Annotated in this window: 22 protein-coding genes and 2 tRNA genes; 19 read left to right on the top strand and 5 right to left on the bottom strand. The window is 70.3% G+C overall.

All coding sequences use genetic code 11. The features are described 5' to 3' along the window. The first annotated feature begins 183 nt into the window (after window positions 1-183). From proB to FNV62_RS19335, 5 genes are all read left to right on the top strand, one after another. Window positions 184-1,290 (top strand): glutamate 5-kinase, encoded by a 1,107-nt coding sequence (gene proB / locus FNV62_RS19355; protein ID WP_060898895.1) that lies wholly within the window; start codon window positions 184-186, stop codon window positions 1,288-1,290. Between the two features lie 169 nt (window positions 1,291-1,459). Then, window positions 1,460-1,984 carry a hypothetical protein gene (locus tag FNV62_RS19350; protein ID WP_413083863.1) on the top strand — a complete coding sequence of 175 codons (525 nt, stop codon included), beginning with the start codon at window positions 1,460-1,462 and terminating at the stop codon, window positions 1,982-1,984. Between the two features lie 61 nt (window positions 1,985-2,045). Beyond that, window positions 2,046-3,332 (top strand): glutamate-5-semialdehyde dehydrogenase, encoded by a 1,287-nt coding sequence (locus FNV62_RS19345; RefSeq protein WP_060898896.1) that lies wholly within the window; start codon window positions 2,046-2,048, stop codon window positions 3,330-3,332. A gap of 62 nt (window positions 3,333-3,394) precedes the next feature. Further along, window positions 3,395-4,045 (top strand): hypothetical protein, encoded by a 651-nt coding sequence (locus tag FNV62_RS19340; protein ID WP_054231937.1) that lies wholly within the window; start codon window positions 3,395-3,397, stop codon window positions 4,043-4,045. A gap of 144 nt (window positions 4,046-4,189) precedes the next feature. After that, window positions 4,190-5,257: a hypothetical protein gene (locus tag FNV62_RS19335; RefSeq protein WP_144315450.1), complete on the top strand. Its 1,068-nt coding sequence runs from the start codon at window positions 4,190-4,192 to the stop codon at window positions 5,255-5,257. 97 nt (window positions 5,258-5,354) lie between these two features. On the opposite strand, the gene FNV62_RS19330 is transcribed toward FNV62_RS19335, so the two are convergent. Further along, complete coding sequence (locus FNV62_RS19330; protein ID WP_143605402.1) at window positions 5,355-6,503, bottom strand: M48 family metallopeptidase; 1,149 nt, start codon at window positions 6,501-6,503, stop codon at window positions 5,355-5,357. Between the two features lie 103 nt (window positions 6,504-6,606). Between FNV62_RS19330 and FNV62_RS54620 the strand changes: the two genes are divergently transcribed. From FNV62_RS54620 to FNV62_RS19305, 7 genes are all read left to right on the top strand, one after another. Further along, the gene (locus FNV62_RS54620) at window positions 6,607-6,765 is read left to right on the top strand and encodes a hypothetical protein (RefSeq protein WP_095854716.1); all 159 of its coding nucleotides are present in this window, start codon (window positions 6,607-6,609) and stop codon (window positions 6,763-6,765) included. Between the two features lie 178 nt (window positions 6,766-6,943). Next, window positions 6,944-7,105 carry a hypothetical protein gene (locus tag FNV62_RS54615; protein ID WP_095854717.1) on the top strand — a complete coding sequence of 54 codons (162 nt, stop codon included), beginning with the start codon at window positions 6,944-6,946 and terminating at the stop codon, window positions 7,103-7,105. A 79-nt stretch (window positions 7,106-7,184) separates the two neighbouring features. Continuing rightward, window positions 7,185-7,910, top strand: coding sequence for a nicotinate-nucleotide adenylyltransferase (nadD, locus tag FNV62_RS19325; RefSeq protein ID WP_144315449.1), 726 nt, complete (start codon window positions 7,185-7,187; stop codon window positions 7,908-7,910). A 25-nt stretch (window positions 7,911-7,935) separates the two neighbouring features. Next, the gene (locus FNV62_RS19320) at window positions 7,936-9,765 is read left to right on the top strand and encodes an LCP family protein (protein ID WP_097284693.1); all 1,830 of its coding nucleotides are present in this window, start codon (window positions 7,936-7,938) and stop codon (window positions 9,763-9,765) included. A 172-nt stretch (window positions 9,766-9,937) separates the two neighbouring features. After that, the gene (gene rsfS / locus FNV62_RS19315) at window positions 9,938-10,381 is read left to right on the top strand and encodes a ribosome silencing factor (RefSeq protein ID WP_054231941.1); all 444 of its coding nucleotides are present in this window, start codon (window positions 9,938-9,940) and stop codon (window positions 10,379-10,381) included. Window positions 10,382-10,497: 116 nt separating this feature from the next. Further along, a complete protein-coding gene (locus FNV62_RS19310) occupies window positions 10,498-11,115 on the top strand; it encodes a histidine phosphatase family protein (RefSeq protein WP_097288959.1) in 618 nt (205 codons plus the stop codon). A 106-nt stretch (window positions 11,116-11,221) separates the two neighbouring features. Further along, window positions 11,222-11,294 (top strand) — tRNA-Ala (locus FNV62_RS19305). An 80-nt stretch (window positions 11,295-11,374) separates the two neighbouring features. Here the strand turns inward: FNV62_RS19305 and FNV62_RS19300 are convergent. Beyond that, a complete protein-coding gene (locus FNV62_RS19300) occupies window positions 11,375-12,292 on the bottom strand; it encodes a helix-turn-helix transcriptional regulator (protein ID WP_144315448.1) in 918 nt (305 codons plus the stop codon). A 119-nt stretch (window positions 12,293-12,411) separates the two neighbouring features. Between FNV62_RS19300 and FNV62_RS19295 the strand changes: the two genes are divergently transcribed. The 3 genes from FNV62_RS19295 to FNV62_RS19290 all read left to right on the top strand — a co-directional run bounded on the left by FNV62_RS19295 (window position 12,412) and on the right by FNV62_RS19290 (window position 14,361). Further along, window positions 12,412-13,881, top strand: coding sequence for an MFS transporter (locus tag FNV62_RS19295; RefSeq protein ID WP_179858169.1), 1,470 nt, complete (start codon window positions 12,412-12,414; stop codon window positions 13,879-13,881). A 69-nt stretch (window positions 13,882-13,950) separates the two neighbouring features. Continuing rightward, complete coding sequence (locus FNV62_RS54610) at window positions 13,951-14,124, top strand: hypothetical protein (protein ID WP_101405208.1); 174 nt, start codon at window positions 13,951-13,953, stop codon at window positions 14,122-14,124. 3 nt (window positions 14,125-14,127) lie between these two features. Then, complete coding sequence (locus tag FNV62_RS19290) at window positions 14,128-14,361, top strand: hypothetical protein (RefSeq protein WP_054231942.1); 234 nt, start codon at window positions 14,128-14,130, stop codon at window positions 14,359-14,361. On the opposite strand, the gene FNV62_RS19285 is transcribed toward FNV62_RS19290, so the two are convergent. Next, a complete protein-coding gene (locus tag FNV62_RS19285) occupies window positions 14,330-15,562 on the bottom strand; it encodes a glycosyltransferase 87 family protein (RefSeq protein WP_225900296.1) in 1,233 nt (410 codons plus the stop codon). The two genes, FNV62_RS19290 and FNV62_RS19285, sit on opposite strands and share 32 nt — an antisense overlap. A gap of 147 nt (window positions 15,563-15,709) precedes the next feature. On the opposite strand from FNV62_RS19285, the gene FNV62_RS19280 reads away from it, so the two are divergent. Beyond that, window positions 15,710-15,782 (top strand) — tRNA-Ala (locus tag FNV62_RS19280). A 50-nt stretch (window positions 15,783-15,832) separates the two neighbouring features. Here the strand turns inward: FNV62_RS19280 and FNV62_RS19275 are convergent. Beyond that, complete coding sequence (locus FNV62_RS19275; RefSeq protein WP_054231943.1) at window positions 15,833-17,452, bottom strand: NADH-quinone oxidoreductase subunit NuoF family protein; 1,620 nt, start codon at window positions 17,450-17,452, stop codon at window positions 15,833-15,835. After that, window positions 17,449-18,765 carry a cytochrome b/b6 domain-containing protein gene (locus FNV62_RS19270; RefSeq protein WP_205523155.1) on the bottom strand — a complete coding sequence of 439 codons (1,317 nt, stop codon included), beginning with the start codon at window positions 18,763-18,765 and terminating at the stop codon, window positions 17,449-17,451. The genes FNV62_RS19275 and FNV62_RS19270 overlap by 4 nt, the downstream gene beginning before the upstream one ends. Before the next feature lie 417 nt (window positions 18,766-19,182). Here FNV62_RS19270 and leuS point away from each other — a divergent pair, with 417 nt between their 5' ends. From leuS to FNV62_RS19255, 3 genes are all read left to right on the top strand, one after another. Beyond that, on the top strand, window positions 19,183-22,071 hold the full coding sequence (leuS, locus tag FNV62_RS19265; RefSeq protein WP_097284691.1) for a leucine--tRNA ligase: 2,889 nt from the start codon (window positions 19,183-19,185) through the stop codon (window positions 22,069-22,071). 156 nt (window positions 22,072-22,227) lie between these two features. After that, window positions 22,228-22,959 carry a hypothetical protein gene (locus tag FNV62_RS19260; protein ID WP_143652054.1) on the top strand — a complete coding sequence of 244 codons (732 nt, stop codon included), beginning with the start codon at window positions 22,228-22,230 and terminating at the stop codon, window positions 22,957-22,959. Between the two features lie 69 nt (window positions 22,960-23,028). Beyond that, window positions 23,029-23,874 carry a DegV family protein gene (locus FNV62_RS19255; RefSeq protein WP_054231946.1) on the top strand — a complete coding sequence of 282 codons (846 nt, stop codon included), beginning with the start codon at window positions 23,029-23,031 and terminating at the stop codon, window positions 23,872-23,874. Window positions 23,875-24,206 lie beyond the last annotated feature (332 nt).

Below are 24,206 nucleotides of genomic sequence, written 5' to 3'. Positions count from 1 at the left end.
CCTCTTGCTGACGTCCGGAGACTGACTGACTCCTTCAGTGTTGCGGCTCTCTGCCGCTCGTCCGCGTACTGGACGACCGCGCGGCGACCGCCCCGCCTCGCGTAGATTCTGCACGTGGACACGGGCGTGCAGCGGGATCGGCGTGAGGAGACGGACAGCAAGGTGGCAAAGGCAAGGCAGGCCGTGCACGAGGCCCACAGAATCGTCGTCAAGGTGGGTTCCTCGTCGCTGACCACGGCCACCGGCGGACTCGACGCCGACCGTGTCGACGCGCTCGTCGACGTCCTCGCCAAGCACCGCAGCGGCGGCGAGAAGGAGATCGTCCTCGTCTCGTCCGGCGCCATCGCGGCCGGCCTCGCCCCGCTCGGGCTGCGTCGCCGCCCCAAGGACCTGGCCCGGCAGCAGGCCGCCGCCAGCGTCGGCCAGGGCCTCCTGGTCGCCCGCTACACCGCCTCCTGCGCCCGCCACGGCGTCCGTGTCGGCCAGGTGCTCCTCACCTCCGACGACACCAGTCGGCGCGCCCACCACCGCAACGCGGCCCGCACCCTCGACAAGCTCCTCGCCATGGGCGCCCTGCCGGTCGTCAACGAGAACGACACCGTCGCCACGGACGAGATCCGCTTCGGCGACAACGACCGGCTTGCCGCGCTCGTCGCCCACCTCGTCCGGGCCGACCTGCTGGTCCTGCTCTCCGACGTGGACGGCGTGTACGACGGCGACCCCAGCAAGCCCGGCACCTCGCGCATAGCGGAGGTCCGCGGACCCGGGGACCTCGCGCACGTCGACATCGGCACCGCGGGCAAGGCGGGCGTCGGCACCGGCGGCATGGTCACCAAGGTCGAGGCGGCCCGGATCGCGGCGGCCGCGGGCATCCCCGTGGTGCTCACCTCCGCCGTGCACGCCGCCGAGGCCCTCGCGGGCGGCGACACCGGCACGTACTTCCACCCCACCGGCAAGCGCTCCGCCGACCGGCTGCTGTGGCTGCAGCACGCATCGACCCCGCAGGGCGCGCTCGTCCTGGACGACGGGGCCGTGCGCGCGGTCGTCGACCGGCGCACCTCGCTGCTGCCGGCGGGTATCGCGGCCGTCGAGGGCGACTTCACCGCGGGCGACCCCGTCGAGCTCCGCGACAGCACGGGACGTGCGGTCGCACGGGGTCTGGTGAACTTCGACGCCAAGGAGATTCCCCAGCTCATCGGGCGCTCGACCCGCGAGCTGGCCCGCGAACTGGGCCCGGAGTACGAACGCGAGGTCGTACACAGGGACGACCTCGTGCTCCTGCATCCGTAAGACGCCTGTTCCGCGCCACCTCTGAAACAGCTGTCCAGTACACCCGTAAAAGGCCGATTCCGAGGCCCCCGCCGGGGGACGTTGTGTAAAAGCGCCACACGGCGGCTCCCCACCTGCTCAACTTTGTTGCGGGGAGACCCCGGTGCAGCCCGGTGCAGCCCGATGCAGTATGACCATTGCGGACCAGTGCGAAAAGGAGGCCGTCGTGAGACGAGTGCGCCCTGGGGCGGCGGCGTCCCGCGGCGGTGCCGCCTCCCGGGCGGGTGGTCCGGCCTCCCGCGCGGCGGGCGAGGAACGGGCCCTGACGAGCGTCGCGGCCGGTGACACCTACCAGCGCGGGAAGCCGGCCGACCAGCCGCGGCTGTGGCACGTCACGCTGAGCGTCTCGGGCGGCGAGGCCCCGCTGAAGGAGGTCAGGCGTGCCCTCGAACAGCTGGCCCACGACCACCCGTTCCTGCTGACCAGCCGCTACGCCAATGATCATGCGGAGATCCGCTACTGGGAAGAGGCCCGCGACCTGCACGACGCGGCGGCCGTCGCCCTGCGCCTGTGGGGCGAACACCGCCAGACCGCCAAGCTCCCGCCCTGGGAGATCGTCGGCCTGGAGGTCATCGACCGCGAGACGTACCACCAGCGGATCGCGGAGGGGTATGGACCACTTCCGGCCACTCCGGTCGGAGTCCATCCCTTTTGACCCTGTCTCGGGGTGTGGGACAGCCGCTGGACGGGTCCGTCCGGCGCACTACCCTTCCGATATGACCACGCTCTCGCCGTACGACTCGATGTCCCCGGTCACCCAGGCCGCCTACCGCGCCAAGGCCGCCGCCGCCGATCTCGCACCCCTGCCGCGGGCCGAGAAGGACGACGCGCTGCTCGCGATCGCGGACGCGCTGGAGGTCCGTACGAGCGAGATCGTCGCGGCCAACGCCAAGGACATCGCGCGCGCCCGCGAGGCCGGCACCAGCGAGACCGTCATCGACCGGCTCACGCTCACGCCCGAGCGCGTGCGCGCCATCGCCTCGGACGTGCGGGACGTCGTCGCGCTGCCCGACCCGGTCGGCGAGGTCGTACGCGGCTCGACCCTCCCGAACGGCATCGACCTGCGCCAGGTCCGTGTCCCGCTCGGCGTCGTCGGGATCATCTACGAGGCCCGCCCGAACGTCACGGTCGACGCCGCCGCCCTCTGCCTGAAGTCCGGCAACGCCGTCCTGCTGCGCGGCTCCTCCTCGGCCTTCGAGTCGAACACCGCGCTGGTCCGGGTGCTGCGCGACGCCGTGGGCGGCGCCGGACTGCCCGCCGACGCCATCCAGCTGGTGCCCGGCGAGGGCCGCGAGTCGGTGCGCGAGCTGATGCGTGCCCGCGGTCTGGTCGACGTGCTCATCCCGCGCGGCGGCGCCTCGCTGATCCGCACGGTGGTCCAGGAATCCACCGTCCCCGTCATCGAGACCGGCACGGGCAACTGCCACGTGTACGTCGACGCCAACGCCGACCTCGACATGGCGATCGACATCCTGATCAACTCCAAGGCGCAGCGGCCCAGCGTCTGCAACTCCGCCGAGACGCTCCTCGTGCACCAGGACATCGCCCCGGAGTTCCTGCCGCGCGCCCTGGACGCCCTCGCGGACGCCGGGGTCACCGTGCACGCCGACGAGCGCGTCCTCGCCTACGCCAAGGACTCCAAGGCCACCGTCGTCGAGGCCACGCCCGAGGACTGGGAGACCGAGTACCTCTCGTACGACATCGCCGCCGCCGTCGTCGACTCGCTCGACCGGGCCGTCGAACACATCCGGCTGTGGACCTCCGGCCACACCGAGGCCATCGTCACCACCTCGCAGCAGGCCGCCCGCCGCTTCACCCAGCTGGTGGACTCCACCACGGTCGCCGTGAACGCCTCGACCCGCTTCACCGACGGCGGCCAGTTCGGCTTCGGCGCCGAGATCGGCATCTCCACGCAGAAGCTGCACGCGCGAGGGCCGATGGGACTGCCGGAGCTGACGAGCACCAAGTACATCGTCACGGGCGACGGACACATCCGGCGCTGAGCCCGCGCTCCGCGTGAGCCGCGTCTCGTCAGGCGGATGAATTTCCATACCGTCTGCCCAAAATGACCCCCCAGGTCTACTCTGGATCCGTGCCGGAGGACGTGGGGGGCACGCCGTTCCCTGACGGCTGGGAGCCCGACGACGACCGCGACCGCGGGGGTGCGGACGAAGAGTTCGCCTCCGTGGTCTTCGACGAGGACTTCGTACGTGCGGCGGTGCTTCATGAGCCGACCGCCGTCGAACGCCTCCTAGCAGCCGCGCAGGCCCGCGCGGAGGCCTCAGAGGCCGAGGCGCGCCGGGCGCACTCCCGGGGTGCCCGCGGCGACGACGAGCGCTACGAGGACGGGTTCGGGCCCGACGGCCCTGGCGATTTCGGCCATGACCCGGACCTGGACGACCTCGACGACACCGAGATCCTCGAAGGCCGCTACGGAGCGCCGGGCTCGTACGGCAGATACGGCAGGGCCTACGGAAAACAGGCCCGCTGGCACCGCCCCGTCGCCTGGGTGCTCGCCCTCGTGATGGGCGTGGGCATGGTCGCCCTGGCCTTCACGGCGGTCTACCGGGGGGCCTCCTCGGGCCGCCAGGACCAGGTCCCGCCACCCGCCTCCACGGGCCTTGAACAAGGCCAGGACAAGGTCACCGGCCCCGGCCCCTCCGCTTCGGCCGAGTACTCCCATTCGGCCGTGTCAGCGGTCCCCAAAACGCCCTGACACCCATGGCGCCCGCGCCACCTCTGACGGCCATTCGAACATTCTGACGATCGCGGCGGTCCTTGGCGATCCTGGTGAGAACCTGTCAGAAGTTGTCGTGTACCACGGCGTTTACCTGAGCCCCCGGAGACCTACCCTGAAGGTATGGGCGGGCCTGGAGACCCACCTGAGGGGACACCCGAGGGCGCTCCCGCTGGTGGAGAGGACGAATACCGATCCGTCGTCTTCGACGAGTCGTTCGTCCGTGCTGCCCGGCTTCAGGAGTTCTCCGCGCAGGAGCGGATGGCCGACCACGCCCCGGCCGTACGCCGCCGCCCCACCCTTCAGCGCGGTCTGCCCCGGCAGGCGCTGATCCTGGTCCTGCTGATCGCCGTCGCCTTCGGCACCGCGATCTACATGGGTGTACGGCACCCGTACCAGACCCCGGCCGCCCAGCCCCCCGAACCGCTGCGGATGACCGTCATACCCCTCGCGCCCCAGACCGCCGTACCGGGGGCCACGAGCGCCGAGCAGCTGTACGCGCACAGCCCGGCCGCCCAGTTCGCCGTCGGCGCCGACGGCATCGCACTGCCCGCCTACCGGCGCACCGCGCACTTCTCCGACAGCCAGGTCGTGGCCGCCCTGACCACAGCCAAGGACTACCTCGTGAAGTCCTCGCTCGACCCGGAGGTGCTCACGGGCGTCACCAACCGGCCCGTGCGGATCCTGCTCGCCCCCCAGCAGCTCGACCAGTTCGACCAGAGCTTCGACCACCCGGCCGCCGACGGCCGGCACGCACCCACCGGCTGGCTGGTCCGCTTCGATCCCACCCGCGCCCAGCTCGCCGACTCCAGGGTCAGGGTGCAGGGCACCCTTCAGGCCGCCGAGTTCGACTCCAGCACCCTTGAGGTCATCGCCGACCACACCTTCGTGTACGCCCTGAAGCCGGCCGGCTCGGACGTCAACGCGAAGGCCTCGCTGTTCACCGTCCGGCGCGAGCTGCAGTTCCGCTTCGACCGCGACGACCTGCGCATGCACCAGGCCCAGGTGGTCGTCTCCTACGTCCAGGCCGGACCGCTCGCCTGCTCCGAGGACTCGGTGACCCATCTGCACCCGCTGCTCGCGGGCCAGACGGCGAAAGCGGGCGGCCCGGCCGGCACCGACCCGTACGCGACGGGCAGCGCGACGGCACTGTGCGGCTCACTGGCGACGAGCTCGCAGCCGAGGGTCTGACGGCCGAGGGTCTGGCGGCCGCTGGATGGTCCGACAGCCGCAGGTCCGACGCCCACGGTTCCGACCGTGACCGTCGTGTCCCCGGCTCCCTTGCGTGTCAGTCGTCGTCCTCGGGGGTGCTGTCCCGGGGCGGCTGGTCCTTCGGCGAGGTCCGGTCCTCGGAGGTGGTCTGGTCGTTCGGGGCGGTCTGGTCCTTCGGGGTGCCGCCGGCGAAGCCTCCGAACCCGCGCCGCACCCGCCCGCCGAGGTCGCCCGCGCCCCCCGCGATGTCGCTGACCAGCTTCATCAGCGGGTCCTTGGAGTTCTTGACGTCCGTGGCGTAGCTCGCCGCCGACTGCCGGAAGGAGTCCGAGACCGAGGTCTCCTTGTCCTCGGTGCGCCGCGGATAGTGACCGTCCATGATCCGCTGGTAGTCGCGGGACTCGGCCCACTTCTTCAGCTCGGCGGCGCGCACGGTGGTGAAGGGGTGTGTGCGGGGGAGGGTGTTGAGGATCTTGAGCACGGAGTCGCGCAGGTCGCCCCCGGCCTCGTACTCCTCGGCCTGTTCGAGGAACGCGTCCACGTTCATCTCGTGCAGGTGATTTCCTCCCGCGAGCTTCATCAGGCCGCGCATCGAGGCCTTCAGGTCCTGCCCGACGAGGAGCCCCGCCCGGTCGGCCGACAGCTCCGACTTGCGGAACCACTCGCGCAGCGCGGTCACGATCGCCATGATCGCGATGTTGCCCAGCGGGATCCAGGCCACCCGGAGCGCCAGATTGGTCAGGAAGAGCAGGATCGTGCGGTAGACGGCGTGCCCGGAGAGCGCGTGGCCGACCTCGTGCCCGACGACGGCCCGCATCTCCTCCTCGTCCAGCAGCTCGACGAGCCCGGTCGTCACGACGATGATCGGCTCGTCCAGGCCGATGCACATCGCGTTCGGCTGCGGGTCCTGGGCGACGTACATCGGCGGGACCTTCTCCAGGTCCAGGATGTGGCAGGCGTCCCGCAGCATCGTGTTGAGGTGCGCGAACTGGGCGTCCGAGACGCGCACCGAGTCGGACAGGAACAGCAGCCGCAGGCTGCGCTCGGGCAGCAGGCCGCTCAGGGCCTTGAAGACCGTGTCGAAGCCGCTGAGCTTGCGCAGGGCCACCAGGGCCGAGCGGTCCGCCGGGTGTTCGTAGGTGCGTGAGGAGATCCCCTCGAAGCGCCTGCGCTGCCTGCTCGGCACGTTCTCGTGCCCGTTCTGCTGGTGGCCGTTGTCGGACATGTGTTCCCCCATGTGCGTCAGAGTGCCTTTTGTGCCCCCAAGGCACGGACCAGCCTAGGCGGAGATAACGTGGACGGGCAGTACAGAGAAGGAGTCCATCACCATGGAGCACATCCCCGCAGCCGCCTGGCTCACCGAGGCCGCGAACGCGGCAGACAAGCAAGGCCCGGGCAATCTGCTCCGTGTCGTGCTGATCGTGATGATCGTCGGGGTCGGTCTGACCGCCTGGTTCCTGCTGCGTGGGTACAAGCGGGACGACTGACACCGGGACAGGCGGCACGGCCGCGGCGGGGACAAGCCGCACGACCGAGGCTGTGTCGGCCGGGGAGGCCGGAGCAACCGGCGTCCCCAACGGCGGAGTCGGCGTGATCGCGACCGAGGCCCCCGCATACGATGGGCCGACGTCTTTATCCCGCCCACACCGGATAGGTCCTGCCGAGATGAGCTTCCACAGCACCGCTGCACAGTTGGTCACCGTTGCCGCCGAGGGCGAGCAGGGGGGCAACCATGAGAGCCTCAACCCGTTTCTGACCGGCGGTGGCGCGCTGTTCGTGCTGCTCCTGCTGCTGTGGATCACCACGCGTTTCAACCGCGACCGCTGAGCCTTTTCGGCCGTTCGGAGCCGTCCCGGGGACCCCTGTCGGGCGGAGCCCGTCGACCGGGCCGGTAGGGTCTGCACGCATGGGAGAGCAGGACATGCCTACCGGTCCGGCGAGTGACACGGAGAGCGGCGGCGCCGCGGGTGACGCGCTCGGCGGCCCAGTGAGAGGCGGGGCGAGTCGGTTGACGACCGGCCCCGGGAACGGCCCCTCGAATCCGGGCAAGCGCCGCCTCGGCGTCATGGGCGGAACCTTCGACCCGATCCACCACGGGCACCTCGTGGCGGCCAGCGAGGTCGCCGCGCAGTTCCACCTCGACGAGGTGGTGTTCGTGCCGACCGGGCAGCCGTGGCAGAAGTCGGACCGGAAGGTCTCACCGGCCGAGGACCGCTATCTGATGACGGTCATCGCCACCGCCGAGAACCCGCAGTTCTCGGTGAGCCGCATCGACATCGACCGCGGCGGCCCGACCTACACCACGGACACCCTGCGGGATCTGCGTGCCCTCAACCCCGACACCGATCTGTTCTTCATCACCGGTGCCGACGCGCTCGGTCAGATCCTCACCTGGCGGTACGCGGAGGAGCTGTTCTCCCTCGCGCACTTCATCGGAGTCACCCGGCCCGGTCACACCCTGACCGATCCGGGCCTGCCGGAGGGCGGCGTCTCGCTGGTCGAGGTTCCCGCGCTGGCCATCTCCTCCACAGACTGCCGTGCGAGAGTCGCCAAGGGCGACCCCGTCTGGTACCTGGTACCGGACGGTGTGGTGCGCTACATCGACAAGCGTGAGCTGTACCGCGGCGAGTGAGGCGAGTGAGCCGAGAGGGGCACCGGTGAACGACCGATACGACGGATACGCGGGCGGCGACCAGTACGAGCTCGTCGGCTACGACGAGTTCGGGCAGCCTGTGTACCGACAGGTGCCGCCCCAAGGGTCCCAACAGGGCTACGACCCGTACGCGCAGCGGCAGCCGCAGCAGCCCCAACAGCACCAGGGCTACGGCTACGACCCGTACGCGACCGGCGCGGGGGGCTATGACACCGGTCAGCAGCAGCCCGTGTCCTCGTACGACACCGGTCAGCAGACCGCGGTCCCCGCCTACGACCCCTACGACCCGTACGGAGCCGGCGCGTCCGGTGCCACCGGGACGACGCCGTCGTACGACCCCTACGGGCAGACGGCGCACACGGGGCAGGCTGGTCAGGCCGGGCAGACGGGGCGAGGCGGGCAGGCGGAGCGGGCCGGGCAGGCGGGTCAGTCCCGGAGCGGGACCGGCGCCGCGGGCACGAGCACCGGGCAGCAGCCCCGGGTCGCCGAGCAGACCGCGTACATTCCGCAGCAGGCGCGCCCCGCGGAGGAGAACGAGCCCCGGGCCGACCGGGACTACCGCACCGAGCAGTTCGCCTTCGTCGAGGAGCAGGAAGCCGAGCCCGAAGACGTCATCGACTGGCTCAACTTCACCGAGAACCGTACCGAGCGCCGCGAGGAGGCCAAGCGCCGCGCCCGCAGCAGGGTCGTCGCCCTGGTCGTGGTGCTCGCCCTGGTCGTGGTCGGCGGCGTCGGCTACCTCTGGTACGCGGGGAAGCTGCCCGGCACCTCCTCCGGCGGCAAGCCCGCCGCGACGACGGCCACGGGTGCCCAGAACCGTGACGTGATCGTCGTCCACCTGCACAACACGAAGGGCGGCGGCACCTCCACGGCCCTGCTCGTCGACAACACCACCACCAAGCAGGGCACCACCGTCCTGCTGCCCAACTCCCTTGCCCTGACGGACGACAGCGGCTCGACGACCACGCTCGCCAAGTCCGTCGGCGACGACGGCTCCTCCGGGACCCGGGACGCGATCGACACGGTGCTCGGGACCAACATCCAGGGCACCTGGCGCCTCGACACCCCCTACCTCAACAACCTCGTCGACCTCGTCGGCAACATCGACCTGACCACCAACGCCGATGTGCCGGACCCCGATGCGAAGAAGAAGGGCGAGGCGCCCCTCGTGAAGAAGGGCGAGAACCAGACCCTCAGCGGCAAGATGGCCGTCGCCTACGCCACCTACCGGGCCTCCGGCGAAGCCCAGAACGCTCAGTTGGAGCGGTTCGGACAGGTCATGCAGGGTGTGCTGCGCAAGCTGTCCTCGGACAAGCAGGCCGCGACCACCACCGTGCAGACCCTGGCGCAGATCCTCGACCCCTCCCTGACCGACCAGGACCTCGGCGCCTTCCTCGCCAAGCTCGCCGACCTCGCCAAGGGCGGCGACTACAAGACGGCGCTGCTGCCCGTGCAGCCGGACGGCACCCTGAGCGAGAGCGCCACCAACAGCGTGGTCAAGGACGTCCTCGGCGGCACCGCCAAGAGTCCCGACGCCGGCGCCGCCGTCCGTGTCGGCATCAAGAACGCCACCGGGAACAAGGACGCCACCGAGAAGGCCCGCGTCGTCCTGGTCAACGGCGGCTACACCTTCCTGGACTCCGGCACCGCCGCCACCGCCCAGAGCGTGTCCCAGATCACGTACACCGATGCCGCCAGGAAGAACGACGCCATCGAGGTCGCGAAGACCCTCGGTCTGCCCACCAGCACCGTGAAGAAGGGCAGTGGCTCGTCCAACGCGGACGTCTCGGTGGTCCTCGGCCAGGACTACAAGGTGACCACCTCCACCGGGTGATCGCGGTGACCACTCCACTGGGTGATCACGAGGAGTGGTCACGGGTGACCCTCCGGAGTGGTCGGCGCCACGTCTCGGGGCCCCCGGGACGTGGCCACGTAAACGCGTGGGGTGCCGTCGGCGGTCCGTGAGACCCTTGAGTCATTACTGACCGCCGACGGAAAGCCGCGTAGTGACCGCCACGGACCGCTCCATCGAGCTCATCACCACCGCCGCGCAGGCGGCCGCAGACAAGCTCGCGCACGACATCATCGCTTACGACGTCAGCGACGTTCTCTCGATCACCGACGCCTTCCTGCTGGCGTCCGCCCCCAACGACCGCCAGGTCAAGTCGATCGTCGACGAGATCGAGGAGCGGCTGAACAAGGAGCTCGGCGTCAAGCCGGTGCGCCGCGAGGGCGACCGCGAGGCCCGCTGGGTACTGCTCGACTACGTCGACATCGTGGTGCACGTGCAGCACAGCGAGGAGCGTGTCTTCTACGCTCTGGAGCGGCTGTGGAAGGACTGCCCGGAGCTTGACCTGCCCGCCGACGCCAAGGCCACCCGCGGCAAGGCCGCCGAGCACGCCAAGCTGCAGGCCGAGGAGGACTCCGTCGAATTCGGGGAGCTGCGGTGACCGCGGCGGGCGCCGAGGCGGCCGCGACATCCGCCACGGGTGACGCCCAGGCGGGGCGGCAGCCGACCGTCGCGGGCGTCGAGGCCGGGGAGAAGCCGGGCCGCGGTCGCCGCGTCATCCTGTGGCGGCACGGCCAGACCTCCTGGAACGTGGATCGCCGCTTCCAGGGCACCACGGACGTCGAGCTCACCGAGACGGGCATCGGCCAGGCCCGCCGCGCCGCCCGGCTGCTCGCCTCGCTGAAGCCTGACGTGATCGTCGCCTCGGACCTCCAGCGCGCCGCGAACACGGCCGCCGAACTGTCCACGCTCACCGGCATCGACGTCATCCACGACGAAGGCCTGCGCGAGACCTACGCGGGCGTCTGGCAGGGGCTGACGCACGAGGAGATCATCGCCCAGTACGGCAACGAGTACGCCGCCTGGAAGCGTGGTGAGCCGGTGCGCCGCGGTGGCGGCGAACTGGAGACCGAGGTCGCCGACCGTGCCGCCCCCGTGGTGCTGCGCCACGCCGACAAGCTCCCCGAGGACGGCACCCTCGTGGTCGTCAGCCACGGCGGCACCATCCGCACCACCATCGGGCGCCTGCTCGGCCTGGAGTCCCGGCACTGGGAGAGCCTGGGCGGCCTCTCCAACTGCTGCTGGTCCGTCCTCGGAGAGGGCGCGCGGGGCTGGCGGCTGCTCGAGCACAATGCCGGCACACTGCCGGAGCCGGTGCTCGGCGACGACGACTGAGCGGCCCCTGTCCGGTCCCGGGGGCCGGGCGGGACCGGATTTCACTTTCTGGCAGGTCGCAGGCTAAAGTTCTTCTTGTTCGCCCCGCCGGGCGGGAAGAACGCAAGGGGCTATAGCTCAGTTGGTAGAGCGCCTGCATGGCATGCAGGAGGTCAGGAGTTCAATTCTCCTTAGCTCCACAGATCAGCTCTCTTGAGTTGTCAAAGATCAGCACAGATCAGTGATGAGAATCCCGTTCCCTTCGAGGGGCGGGATTTCTTCATGTCCCCCAGGTTGTCGGTGACATGGGCGACTTCGACCCCAGGGACGCCGTGGCGGCCGGGAGTGACGGTGGCCACAACCGCTCCCGCCGCTCGCGCAGAACCGCCAGCCCCTTGCGCGCCTTCTGGTCGTCCGGGGTGTAGGCGACGATCCGGCACTCCGGCATCCCGTCGATGGACAGCGACACCGAGGTCATCCGCAGTTCGCCCACCGCCTCATGGCGGAACGTCTTCACACGCGGTCCCGGCGGGAGGACGTCCCCGCCCGCCCACAACTCGGCGAAGCGCGGGCTGGCGGCCGACAACCCGCGTATGTAGTCCTCCCAGGCGGGCTCGCCGACGTGTCTGCCGTACGCGGAGCGCAGCGTCGCCACCATCAACGGCAGTTCGCTGTCCCGGAACACCACGGGGCAGCCGGGCTCGGGCACGGTGAACAGGGTCCACAGCACGTTGGGAACGCCGATGTCGAGCGTCTGCGGCACGAAGAACAGGTCGCGGTAAGGGGGGTTGGCGGCCAGGATGTCGTACCGCGAGTTGTAGACCGCCGCCGGGCGCGGATCGAGGGCGTCGATGATGCCCTGGATCTCCGCGCTCACGGTCTGCGCGGGGAGCTCCGGCTCGGACTCGTAGGGCACTTCGGCCAAGTGGTACAGATGCTCCCGCTCGGTCTGGTCCAGGCGCAGGGTGCGCGCCACCGCGTCCAGCACCTGAGGAGAGGCGTTGATGGGGCGGCCCTGCTCCAGCCAGGTGTACCAGGTCACACCGACCCCGGAGAGCTGTGCGACCTCTTCGCGGCGCAGACCCGGCGTGCGGCGCCGTAAGCCCGGGGGCATCCCGACGTCGGCGGGTGTCACCCGCGCCCGCCGACCGCGCAGAAAGCCGGCCAGCTCCGGCCTGCGACGTTGTGTCGTGTTCATCGGCTTCACTTCCCCCGTCTTCCATCGTCCGCGCCGAACCCGCCCGCTGCCAGGTGCTGTCAGTACCAGCATCGGCGGGCTCTCGGCACCCGTATCCGGCCGCCGCCAGGCTCGGAGCCATGACGACGACAACCCCCGCGGGCCCAGGTCCCGCAGCGGATTCAAGTCCTGCGGCCAGTAAAGCCCCCGGCACTGACAATCGCCCCGGACGGCTGCTCGCGGTCGTGCTCACAGCCCAGTTCATGGCACTGCTGGACGTTTTCATCGTGAACGTCGCCGTGCCCACGATCGGTTCCGAACTCCACGCGTCCGGCGCCGGAATGCAGTTGGTGGTCGCCGGATACTCCATCGCGTACGCCGTACTGCTGATCACCGGCGCGCGCCTCGGCGACCTGCTCGGCCACCGCCGCGTCCACCTCGCCGGGCTCGCGCTGTTCACCGCGGCCTCGCTGGCGTGCGGACTCGCCCGGGGAACGGGGGAGTTGATCGCCTTCCGGCTGGTGCAGGGAGCCGGTGCGGCCGTGATGATCCCGCAGGTGCTCAGCCTGATCCAGCGCCACTTCACCGGCGAGGCCCGGGCCCGTGCCCTCGGCGCCTACTCCGCCGTCGTCGCGACGGGAGCCGCGGCCGGACAGGTGCTGGGCGGCGTCCTGGTCAGCGCCGACCTGTTCGGCACCGGCTGGCGGCCGGTGTTCCTGGTCAACGTGCCCGTGGGCCTCGTACTCCTGGCCGTCGGCCACCGCGTCCTGCCCCGGGACGCCCCGGGAGCCGTGGAGCGCTCACGCGGCCTCGACCTGCCGGGCCTCGTCCTGCTCGGCGCCGCCGTGACGCTGCTCACCGTGCCGCTCGTGCTCGGACAGGAAGAGGGCTGGCCGCTGTGGTCCTGGCTGTCGCTCGGCGCGGCCGTGGTCTTCTTCACCCTTTTCTGTCTGTACGAGTCCCGGCTCGCCCGGCGGGGTGGAGCGCCGCTGATTTCACCCCGGGTGCTGCGCCACCCCGGCATGGGCCTCGCGGTCTTCCGCCTGCTCGCGGTGATGGCGGTCAACGCGGGTTTCCTGTTCGCTCTGACCCTGCATGTTCAGGGCGGCCTCGGGTACAGCGCGCTGCGCGCCGGACTCACCTTCGCGCCGACCGCGGTGGTCTTCGGCCTGGTCGGTCTGACCTGGCGCGACTGGCCGGCCGCTCTGCAAGGTGTCCTGATCCCGGTCGGCTTCGCCATCGCCGCCGTTTCCGTGGCCTGTGTCGGAGCCGTGCTGAAGGGCGGGGGCGACGGCGGATTCTGGCTGTACGTGGCGTTCGCGGGCATGGGGACAGGTCTCGCGCTGGGCTTCAGCCCCACGCTGACCAGGGCTCTGGCCACGGTGCGGCCCGAGGACGCGGCGGACGCCAGTGGACTGCTCGCGACGGTCGCGCAGCTCGGTCAGCTGATCGGTGTCGCGGCCTTCGGCACACTCTTCTTGAACCGACTTGAGTCACTTGGGGCTCCGGGGGCGTATACCTCTGCGGACGCGCTCCTCATGTGCACGTATGCGCTGGCCGCGACGGCCACGTCGGGTGCTGTGTCCGGACTGGTACGAAGGCGTCGCTGACCGTATTGCTCCGGCCGTGGCAGAATCAAACGGCCGGAAGGGGGCGCGGCCCGACGGGAGGGAGAAGCGATGCCTGCGAGCATCCTCGAGGAGGTCGACGATCTCCTCGATGTGGCACAGACACGTAGAAGAGCCACCCTCCTCGACTGTCCTTCCTGCGGATCGGTCCACGTCGCCCAGGTCCTCGGCGACAACGGCGGGATCTCCTACGTGTGCACGGCCTGCGGCCACAGCTGGAGCTGATCGATGGGTGCACACAGGCGGAAGTGCGATTGGTGCGGCAGTGGTACGCCGATCGTCCGCGACATGGAGCCGGTCAACCACGACTACCAGTACTGGTGCGAGGAGTGCGCGCGGGCGCTGATCATAAAAGGCGACCCGATCGAGACCTACCGCGAGCTGGAGGGCGAGCCGATCTACGGCCGGCTCCTCGACGAGCACTGCACGCTCAAACGGTTCTATACGTTCGCCACAGCCTGACCCCGATCAGGGTCAGGAAGACGAGACCGGCTCCTTCGTAGAGGGCCGACAACGTCAACTGGGCGCCCGTCTGACGCAGTTCGAGCCGTCCCGGACCATGTGGCACCCACCACAGCGCGTACGAGCAGAAGACCAGCGACGTACCGGCGGCGGTCACCAGTGCCGTACGGGCGGCGGTCACCTGTGCTGCGCCGACGGCGGCCGCCCGGCCGCGCGTGCCCAGGATCAGCACCATCGGCACGCACCACACCCAGTGGTGCGACCACGACACCGGACTGATCAGCAGCGCCGTGACCGCGCAGGCGGCCACCGCCCAGGCGCGCCGCCCGCGCAGCTCCGCCGCCACGGCGACCCCGAGGCCCAGGGAGCCCGCCACGGCCGCCGTGGCGACCCACCAGAGGCCCGGCTGAGTGGTGTGCAGCAGTCGGGCCAGTACCCCGCGCAGCGACTGGTTCGCGGTGTCCTCCACGAGCCCGACCCGACCCGTTTCGAAGACCATGCGGCTCCAGAAGCGCCATGAGTCGTAGGGCAGGGCGCAGGCTGCCAGCAGGGTTGCCCCGGCGAACGCGACGGCCGACCCGCGCACATGCCGCAACCAGGGGTCTCCGGGGCCCCGCCGTGCGTACGCCACGACGCCGGTGACCAGCAGGAACACCGCGAAGAGCGCCGGTGTCAGCTTGATCGCCGCCGCGAGCCCGATACCCACTCCGGCCCACCGGTGCCCGGGCCGCCGCGTCAGGTCCCACAGCACCAACACGCCGAGCAGCAGATTGATCTGCCCGTACCGCACGGTCGTCCACACCGGCTCGCACCACACGGCCGCCGCGGACGCCCACCAGACGCCCTCCACGCGCGCGTGGTCGACGAGCCGTAGCGACAGGGCCACGAACACCACAAGAAGGGCCAGATTTCCGGCCGTCGCCAGAGTCCGCATGGTCGACGTGTCCAGCAGCGTCAGCGGCGTGAACAGCAACGCCGCGAACGGCGGGTAGGTGGTCGGCAGATGGGCCTCGGTCGTACGCAGCGCGTAGAGGTCGCCGCCCGCGCGGACGGTCTCGCCCTCCGCCCGGTACACCATCAGGTCGATCATCGACACGTGCGCGGCCCGCTGTGCCCACCAGAAGGCGGCGAAGGACAACAGGCACGCCCCCAGGGCGACAGGCGCACGGCGGCGGACACGGGGGAGCGCGATCACGGTCACGAAGGCCGACACTATCCCTCATGTCCGCATTGTCCGCACGGCGCGGAATCGATTTGGTGGTCCATGGGGAGGACCGTGTAATGTTGGCGTCGCCGCCGGGGAAACCGGGCGACACGGTCGATATGCGGCTTCGCCGCATGACCACAAGGGGCTATAGCTCAGTTGGTAGAGCGCCTGCATGGCATGCAGGAGGTCAGGAGTTCAATTCTCCTTAGCTCCACACATATTGAAGGCGGGTCACCCGGTCGGGGTGACCCGCCTTCGTCGTGTTCAGCGGCCGCTGCCGAGCGCCCGACGACCACGGCGCTGGGAGAGGACCGGAAGGTTGTTGCGGGCCGGGGCGGAGGAGCGGCTGTCCTCCTCGATGCGCAGGGCGAGCGCCGGGCAGCGGCGTACGGCCCGCAGCGCCTTCGCCTCCGCGTACCGGGGCACCTGGGCCTGCGCGACGGTGGGGAAGCCGTCGGCGCCCAGTTCGAAGACCTCGGGAAGGATGTCCGCGCACAGGCCGTGACCGCGGCACAGTGTCCAGTCGACGTAGATCTTCTGGCGGCTGGGGCCGGCCTCCTCGACCGCCTGGCCGCCGGGGATGCCGGTGGGCAGCTGACCGCCCTCGAAGAGCGGCAGAACGCCCTCCACGGGCCTTCCGCAGCCATTGCCGAGGACATGGGCGGCCAGGTCGTCCGTGAACGCCTTGATCGTCGACTCGATGAACATCGCCGAGCCGTCGGGATGCGAGCAGGCGCCGCGTCTTTTCACGGCCTTGGCGACCTGCTTCACGGCCTCCAGGGCGGCCGGTCCGCCGCCGTTGAGGATGTCCTCCAGGCCGCGTGCCGCGGCGGGCAGGCCGAGGTAGCAGGGACCGCACTGTCCCGCGCTCTCCTCCGCCAGCCACTGGGCCACCCGGAGAGACTCGCCCAGCGGGCACGTCTCCTGGGTGATCGGGAGGATCGCGCCGGCGCCGAGCGCGCCGCCCACCGCGTCCAGGGAGTTGCGCGAGACGATCGCCTCGTTGACCGTCGCCGCGTCCAGCCACTTGCCGTGGTAGCCGCCGGTCAGCACGCCCTGCGGCATCGGCGGGGCGCCGGCCAGCTGGAGCACGTAACGCAGCGGCACGCCGGTGGGGACCTCGATCACCATGGGGCGGGCGACCGCCCCGGAGATGGTGAGCATGACGGTGCCGGGCTCGTCGTACAGACCGGTGTTGCGGTAGCGGTCGGGGCCGATACGGGCGGCGATGGCCAGCTGCGCGTACGTCTCGGCGTTCGACAGCAGGGTGGGCGCGCCACCGACGCCGCTCTGCGACGCGCTGATCTTGCGACCCGGCGGGATGGCCGGGCCGCCGTCGATGGAGCGGATGAGCGAAGCGGCCGCTCCGGTCACCATCCGCACCGGATTGCGCTGCACGCGCGCGCGGAGCGGCGATCCGCGCCGGTCGCTGAGGCCGCGCTCGGCCAGCGCGGCCTCCATGGACCGCTGGGTCGACTCGCGGGTCACCCCGATGACCAGGGTGCGGGCACCCATGGCCTCCGCGGCCAGCAGGGCGCCGTCCAGGATGAGGTGCGGGGCACGGTTGATGAGCACCGTGTCCTTGCGGCAGGCGGGTTCGTCCTCACTTCCGTTGACGACCACGACGGGTCGGATGCCCTTGCTGATGGCCGACTCGGCGACCGAGCGCAGTTTCTTGGCGAAGGGGAAGCCCGCACCGCCGCGGCCCTTCAGGCCGATCGCCTCGGCGAGGCCCGCGAGCTGTTCACCGCCCATCGGCTCGAGCGGCCCGTGCACCTTGAGGTGCATGGGCAGATCGAGCCGTTCAACCAGGTCGAAGCCCGACGTGAGCTGCGGAAGCCCGACGACGCGGACCTCCGGGACGTCGGGCAGGGCCTCGTTCACTTAAAGCCTCCGGAAGGGGCGTTCCATGGTTCACCGGAGCCAGGAGCGTCGAAGGCGCCCGGCAGTACGTCAGTCGTGGGACCGCTGTCGTACGTGTCGTTGGTGTTGTACGTACCGAAGGCGGGGTTCGTCTCACCGTTGTTGTACACATCACTCGTGCCGTACCCACCGGTGGCCGAATTGTCATAGACGGGGATGTTGTATCCCGTGTCGGCGAGCGGGTCGTACGCGGAGCGCGGCGCCTCGCCGACCGGCGGCGGCGAGGGGATGGGCCAACTGCCCGACGTGCTGCCACCGGCGTCGGCGCGGGGGAACGTCTCCGTCGGCTGCATGTTCATGGGCATCTGGATGCGCTCGGTCGGGGCCGCGCCCGCGGGGTTCGCGCCGGGCGTGCCCGAGACGGCCCGGTAGGCGGCCGCGAAACCGGACGTGGCGTCCGCGGCGGCGGGGTCGGCCGGGGTCTGGTACAGCGACTGCTCGGGGGACGGCATGCGCTGCGGGGGTACGAAGGGGGCGCCCGAGGACTGCTGCGCGGGGCGCGGGGCGAAGCCCGGCAGGGAGTTCTCCGACAGAGCGGCACGGGATGCCGTCAGGTCCTCGCGGGCCATGCGGCCACCGGCGCCGCCGCCCTCGCCGAGGATCGCCAGGATCCGGTCGGCGACCTTGCGCTTGAAGGGGTGCGGAGCCGCACGCAGGGCGAGGGCCCCGCCGACCGCGACCAGGCACAGCTCGTACGACACCATGAAGAACGGCTTTGCCGCCCGTCCCGCGAAGAGACCGTGGATCAGCGCCGCGCACAGGGCCGGGTACGCCAGCATGTGCATCGCGCGCCAGCGTGCCGCGACCGGTGCCGGGGCCGCGAACTGGTTGCGCAGTGCGCCGGTGATGCCTACGAAGATCATGAGCAGCCCGGCCAGGGAGCCGAGGCCGATGAGTCCGGCGCTTCCCTTGACGCCCAGGCTGAAGGGGATCAGCGCGGCGATCAGGACGGTGTGGTCCAGCGCCAGTTTGATGGTGATGTGCACCAGGAGGAACGCGATCGAGCCGACGGCCGTCACCCGGTGGATGCCCTGTGCCACGATCCGCTGACGCGTGTTGAGGATGAGCCGGTCCTGGGCGATGAGGCCCCAGATGACGGAACACGTCAGGGAGACGAGCGACAGGACGCCCGCACCGAAGTTGAGGAAGTCCTGGACTCGGTTGCCTCCGGTCAGCACGACCACGGGTATGAGCAGCAGGACGGCAGCCGTCGCCACCCCGTAGGCCGAGCGGCCCGGTCGGGGAAGCGTGCTGCCACTGCGACGAGGGTTCATAGGGGGTTACTCCCAACGGTTCGGGGAAGCGGTCCCGAAGCCGAACTCTAAGTCGAGCCATACCGATGGGTACGAGGTTTGAGTTATTGCGTTGTTATCAAAGTGCGACCAGGTCCTTGTGTTGTCCCGTAGCGTCCCCTTACGCGAAGTAATATTTGAATATTGTTCAGTTTTTTTGGCGTGATTGTGACGAGCGGCACGGCGTGTCCGACCCCGTCCCAAGCTCGTCGCGGCGCGCGCGGGGGCTGCGGTACCCTGACGCCATGCGTGCCGTACGCCTTCTGCTTAGCGAGCCGCGCTGATCAGTCCCGACCACTGACGACCCGTGGTCGGCATCGGCGCGGCGTCCCCTCCTGTGCGAGGGGATTTTTCATTTCTAAGCCGCTGGCAGAGACGATCGATGGAGCTTTGAGGATCATGAGCGAGACGAACCCCGCTGCCGCCTCCGAGGTGGCAGCGCCGCACCGCTACACGGCCGCGATGGCCGCTGAGATCGAGGCACGCTGGCAGGACTTCTGGGACGCCGAGGGCACGTACGAGGCGCCGAACCCCAGCGGTGACCTGGCGGGCGACCCCGAGCTGGCCGCCAAGCCCAAGAAGTTCATCATGGACATGTTCCCGTACCCCTCGGGAGCGGGTCTGCACGTCGGCCACCCCCTGGGCTACATCGCCACCGATGTATTCGCCCGGTTCCAGCGCATGACGGGCCACAACGTCCTGCACACCCTGGGCTTCGACGCCTTCGGACTGCCCGCCGAGCAGTACGCCGTGCAGACGGGCACCCACCCGCGCGTGTCCACCGAGGCCAACATCGAGAACATGAAGGCCCAGCTGCGCGCGCTGGGCCTGGGCCACGACAAGCGCCGGTCGTTCGCCACGATCGACCCGGAGTACTACAAGTGGACCCAGTGGATCTTCCTGCAGATCTTCAACTCCTGGTACGACGACGAGGCGGACAAGGCCCGTCCGATCTCCGTGCTGATCGCCCAGTTCGAGAGCGGCGAGCGCGCCGTACCGAGCATTGACGGCGCCACGCGCGCGTGGAACGAGCTGACCGCCACCGAGCGCGCCGACATCCTGAGCGAGTACCGGCTGGCGTACGCCTCCGACGCGCCCGTCAACTGGTCCCCGGGTCTGGGCACGGTGCTGGCCAACGAGGAGGTCACCGCCGACGGCCGCTCCGAGCGCGGGAACTTCCCCGTCTTCAAGGCCAAGCTGCGCCAGTGGAACATGCGCATCACGGCGTACGCCGACCGGCTGCTGGACGACCTGGAGGCGCTGGACTGGCCCGAGGCGATCAAGCTGCAGCAGCGCAACTGGATCGGCCGCTCCGAGGGTGCCCGCGTCGACTTCCCGATCGACGGCGAAGCCATCACGGTCTTCACCACGCGCCCGGACACCCTGTTCGGCGCCACCTACATGGTGCTGGCGCCCGAGCACCCGCTGGTCGACAAGTTCGTGCCCGAAGCCTGGCCCGAGGGCAGCCACGAGGTGTGGACCGGCGGTCACGCCACGCCCGCCGAGGCCGTCGCCGCCTACCGAGCGCAGGCCGCCTCGAAGTCCGACGTCGAACGGCAGGCCGAGGCCAAGGACAAGACCGGTGTCTTCACCGGCGCCTACGCGACCAACCCGGTCAACGGCGAGCAGGTCCCGGTCTTCATCGCCGACTACGTCCTGATGGGCTACGGCACCGGCGCGATCATGGCCGTCCCCGCCGGTGACCAGCGCGACTTCGAGTTCGCGCGCGCCTTCGAGCTGCCGATCCGCTGCATCGTCGAGCCGGTCGACGGCCGCGGCACCGACACGTCGACGTGGGAGAACGCCTTCGGGTCGTACGACGCGAAGATCATCAACTCCTCCAACGACGACATCTCGCTGGACGGCCTGGCGGTGGCCGAGGCGAAGGAGCGCATCACCGAGTGGCTGGCACGCAAGGGCATCGGTGAGGGCACCGTCAACTTCCGTCTGCGCGACTGGCTGTTCAGCCGCCAGCGCTACTGGGGCGAGCCCTTCCCGATCGTCTACGACGAGGACGGCGTCGCGCACGCGCTGCCCGAGTCGATGCTGCCCCTGGAGCTGCCGGAGGTCGAGGACTACTCGCCGCGCACCTTCGACCCGGACGACGCGAACACCTCTCCCGAGACGCCGCTGTCCCGCAACGAGGACTGGGTCAACGTCACCCTGGACCTGGGTGACGGCCGCGGCCCGCAGAAGTACCGCCGCGAGACCAACACCATGCCCAACTGGGCCGGTTCCTGCTGGTACGAGCTGCGCTACCTGGACCCGCACAACGACCAGAAGCTGGTCGACCCGGCCATCGAGCAGTACTGGATGGGTCCGCGCGAGGGCCAGCCGCACGGTGGCGTCGACCTGTACGTCGGCGGCGCCGAGCACGCCGTGCTGCACCTGCTGTACGCGCGTTTCTGGTCGAAGGTGCTGTACGACCTGGGGTATGTCTCCTCGGTCGAGCCGTTCCACAAGCTGTTCAACCAGGGCATGATCCAGGCCTTCGTGTACCGCGACAGCCGTGGCATCGCGGTGCCGGCCGCCGAGGTGGAGGAGCGCGACGGCGCGTACTACTACCAGGGCGAGAAGGTCTCCCGACTGCTGGGCAAGATGGGCAAGTCCCTGAAGAACGCGGTCACTCCGGACGAGATCTGCGCCGAGTACGGCGCGGACACCCTGCGCCTGTACGAGATGGCGATGGGTCCCCTGGACGTGTCGCGGCCGTGGGACACGCGCGCGGTGGTGGGCCAGTACCGGCTGCTGCAGCGGCTGTGGCGCAACGTCGTCGACGAGACCACGGGCGAGGTCACGGTCGTCGACACCCCGGCCGACGAGGACACCCTGCGGGCGCTGCACAAGGCGATCGACGGCGTGCGCCAGGACCTGGAGGGCCTGCGCTTCAACACCGCCATCGCCAAGGTCACCGAGCTGAACAACCACCTGACCAAGGTCGGCGGCCCCGTGGCGCGCACGGTCGCCGAGTCCCTGGTGCTGCTGGTCGCACCGCTGGCCCCGCACATCGCCGAGGAGCTGTGGCGCAAGCTGGGCCACACCGACTCGGTCGTCCACCAGGACTTCCCGGTCGCCGACCCGGCGTACGTCGTGGACGAGGCCGTGACCTGCGTCGTGCAGATCAAGGGCAAGGTCAAGGCCCGCCTGGAGGTCTCCCCGTCGATCTCCGACGCGGACCTGGAGAAGATCGCGCTGGCCGACGAGAAGGTCGTCGCCGCGCTGGACGGCGCGGGCATCCGCAAGGTGATCGTCCGGGCGCCGAAGCTGGTGAACATCGTCACGGCGTAGGCGATTGCCCCGGTCCGGCACGGATGGGTGGCTTGGCTAGGGGTAGTCCCCTACGGGCAGGTTCGGGGTTCTTCTGGAACTCCGGATCTGCCCGTTGCGTTTACCGTTGAAGAGCGACGCGGCGGCTGCCGCGACCGTCCGAGGAGGAGGAGCGTGGTGGAAGCCGTGATCACAGTGATCGCCCTGCTCTTCCTGCTGTTCGTGGTGCTGGGCGCATACGCCACCGTGAAGGTGATCGGCGCCGCCAAGCGCGGTGTGGACCGCACGATCTCCCAGGCCCGCCGCACGGTCGAGGACACCACCCTGCGTGCCAAGACCTTCACTCAGCCGGGCCCGGCGGGGGAGATCGCCCAGCTGAGGCTGGCGCTGCGCACCTCGATGCGGGCCACGCAGGACGCGCTGCACTCGGGCGTGGTCGAGGACGAGTCCCTGAAGGAGTCCCTGGGGCTGTTCGAGCGGCTCAGTGTGCACGGGCGTGAGCTGGACGACGAGCTGAGGCGCCTGGAGAGCGAACCGGACAAGAGGACGCTCTCCACGCGGCTGCCCGAGCTGCGCGAGCGCACCGAACGGATCACGCAGTCCGCGGACTCGCTGCGCTGGGCCGCGCGCGACCGGGCCCGCCGGTTCGCCGCCGACGACCTGGATTCGCTGAGTGAGCAGATCGACGTGGAGGCGGGCGCCCTGCGGCACTGGACGACCGAGCCGGGACCCACTGCCTCCTGGCCCGAGGCGCCGGCACCGGACACGGCCACTTCCAGCGGCCAGACCTGGCCGGAGCCTCCGCGCTCCCGCTCGGCCGACGAGCCGCCGCCCTCCGCGATCACCCCGCCGGTACAGCGGCCCACTTACCCTTGGCAGAAGAAACCCCGTCCCGAGAGCACGACTTGACCTGACCTAGACCGCAGGTGAAAGGGGCCGGGCTGCCGTCCGCGCTCCCCGGCAGGTAACCTCCAGCTCATGTCCCGCCATGTCGCGATCGTCACCGATTCCACGGCCTACTTGCCGCCCCGGACGATGGAGCGCCACGGCATCACCGCGGTGCCCCTGACCGTGGTTCTCGGTGATCAGGCGCTCGAAGAGGGCACCGAGATCTCGGCCCGCTCCCTGGCACAGGCACTCCAGAAGCGGCGCCCCGTCACCACGTCCCGGCCCAGCCCCGAGGTCTTCGCCGCGGCCTACCGCAGGGTCGCCGAGTCGGGCGCGACCGACATCGTCTCGCTCCACCTGTCCGCCGAGCTCTCCGGCACCTACGACGCCGCCGTCATCGCGGCCCGTGAGGCCCCGGTCCCCGTGCGGGTGGTGGACACCGGGATGATCGCGATGGCCCTCGGGTTCTGCGCACTGGCCGCGGCCGAGTCCGCGGAGGCGGGGGGCACCGTCGACGAGGCGGTCACGGCCGCGGAGAAGCGGGCCGCCGGCACCTACGCGTACTTCTACGTCGACACACTCGACTATCTGCGCCGTGGCGGCCGGATCGGCGCCGCGCAGGCGCTGTTGGGCTCCGCGCTCGCGGTGAAACCGCTGCTCCAGCTCGACGGGGGGCGGATCGAGCCTCTGGAGAAGGTACGGACGGCTTCCAAGGCGATCGCCCGGCTCGAGGAGATCGTGGCCGAACGCGCGGGCAGTGCCCAGGTCGACATCGCCGTCCACCATCTCGCCGCCCCCGAGAGGGCGTCCGCTCTCGCGGACCGGTTGCGGGCGCGGGTGCCGGGCGTGGTCGATCTGCATGTGAGCGAGGTCGGTGCGGTGATCGGCGCGCACACGGGCCCCGGGCTGCTGGGAGCGGTCGTCTCGCCTCGATGAGGCTGCAGGAATCCGGTGGGGGCGGGGTGGGGGCGCCTGCGTCTGGTGGGACTGCTGCGTGTGCTGCGTGCGCTGTGTGTTCTGCGTCTACCGTGCCTGCTGGGCCTGGTGTGACTCGTGTGGGTGACGGAGTTATCCACAACTGGGTAGTTTTCCCCGGGATTTGAGCAAGATCATCGCGAGGGGCGCGAGTTGCCCGATCCTCGACGCATGGCACTTCGATCACGCTCACGCACCGCCACACCGACCAGCGGCCCGGGCCGCGGCCCCGTCTCCGACGGCCGCACCCGCCATCGCCGCCCTCGCTCGCCAAGCCGCGCAGGCGCAGGTGT

The sequence above is a fragment of the Streptomyces sp. RLB3-17 genome, from assembly GCF_007113425.2.
Classification (GTDB): Bacteria; Actinomycetota; Actinomycetes; order Streptomycetales; family Streptomycetaceae; genus Streptomyces; species Streptomyces mirabilis_D.
Note: the sequence above shows the minus strand (reverse complement) of the source record. Positions and strands in the feature narration are given on the sequence as shown.

Bases quoted from the DNA above. Each gene is read 5' to 3' on its own strand.
- FNV62_RS19345 (WP_060898896.1), top strand. From the start codon at position 2,046: ATGACCACGCTCTCGCCGTACGACTCGATGTCCCCGGTCACCCAGGCC.
- nadD (WP_144315449.1), top strand. From the start codon at position 7,185: ATGGGAGAGCAGGACATGCCTACCGGTCCGGCGAGTGACACGGAGAGC.
- FNV62_RS19290 (WP_054231942.1), top strand. From the start codon at position 14,128: ATGGGTGCACACAGGCGGAAGTGCGATTGGTGCGGCAGTGGTACGCCG.
- FNV62_RS19295 (WP_179858169.1), top strand. From the start codon at position 12,412: ATGACGACGACAACCCCCGCGGGCCCAGGTCCCGCAGCGGATTCAAGT.
- FNV62_RS19300 (WP_144315448.1), bottom strand. From the start codon at position 12,292: ATGAACACGACACAACGTCGCAGGCCGGAGCTGGCCGGCTTTCTGCGC.
- FNV62_RS19335 (WP_144315450.1), top strand. From the start codon at position 4,190: ATGGGCGGGCCTGGAGACCCACCTGAGGGGACACCCGAGGGCGCTCCC.
- FNV62_RS19350 (WP_413083863.1), top strand. From the start codon at position 1,460: ATGACCATTGCGGACCAGTGCGAAAAGGAGGCCGTCGTGAGACGAGTG.
- FNV62_RS19270 (WP_205523155.1), bottom strand. From the start codon at position 18,765: ATGAACCCTCGTCGCAGTGGCAGCACGCTTCCCCGACCGGGCCGCTCG.
- FNV62_RS19255 (WP_054231946.1), top strand. From the start codon at position 23,029: ATGTCCCGCCATGTCGCGATCGTCACCGATTCCACGGCCTACTTGCCG.
- FNV62_RS19330 (WP_143605402.1), bottom strand. From the start codon at position 6,503: ATGTCCGACAACGGCCACCAGCAGAACGGGCACGAGAACGTGCCGAGC.
- FNV62_RS54615 (WP_095854717.1), top strand. From the start codon at position 6,944: ATGAGCTTCCACAGCACCGCTGCACAGTTGGTCACCGTTGCCGCCGAG.
- FNV62_RS54620 (WP_095854716.1), top strand. From the start codon at position 6,607: ATGGAGCACATCCCCGCAGCCGCCTGGCTCACCGAGGCCGCGAACGCG.
- leuS (WP_097284691.1), top strand. From the start codon at position 19,183: ATGAGCGAGACGAACCCCGCTGCCGCCTCCGAGGTGGCAGCGCCGCAC.
- FNV62_RS54610 (WP_101405208.1), top strand. From the start codon at position 13,951: ATGCCTGCGAGCATCCTCGAGGAGGTCGACGATCTCCTCGATGTGGCA.
- FNV62_RS19340 (WP_054231937.1), top strand. From the start codon at position 3,395: ATGACCCCCCAGGTCTACTCTGGATCCGTGCCGGAGGACGTGGGGGGC.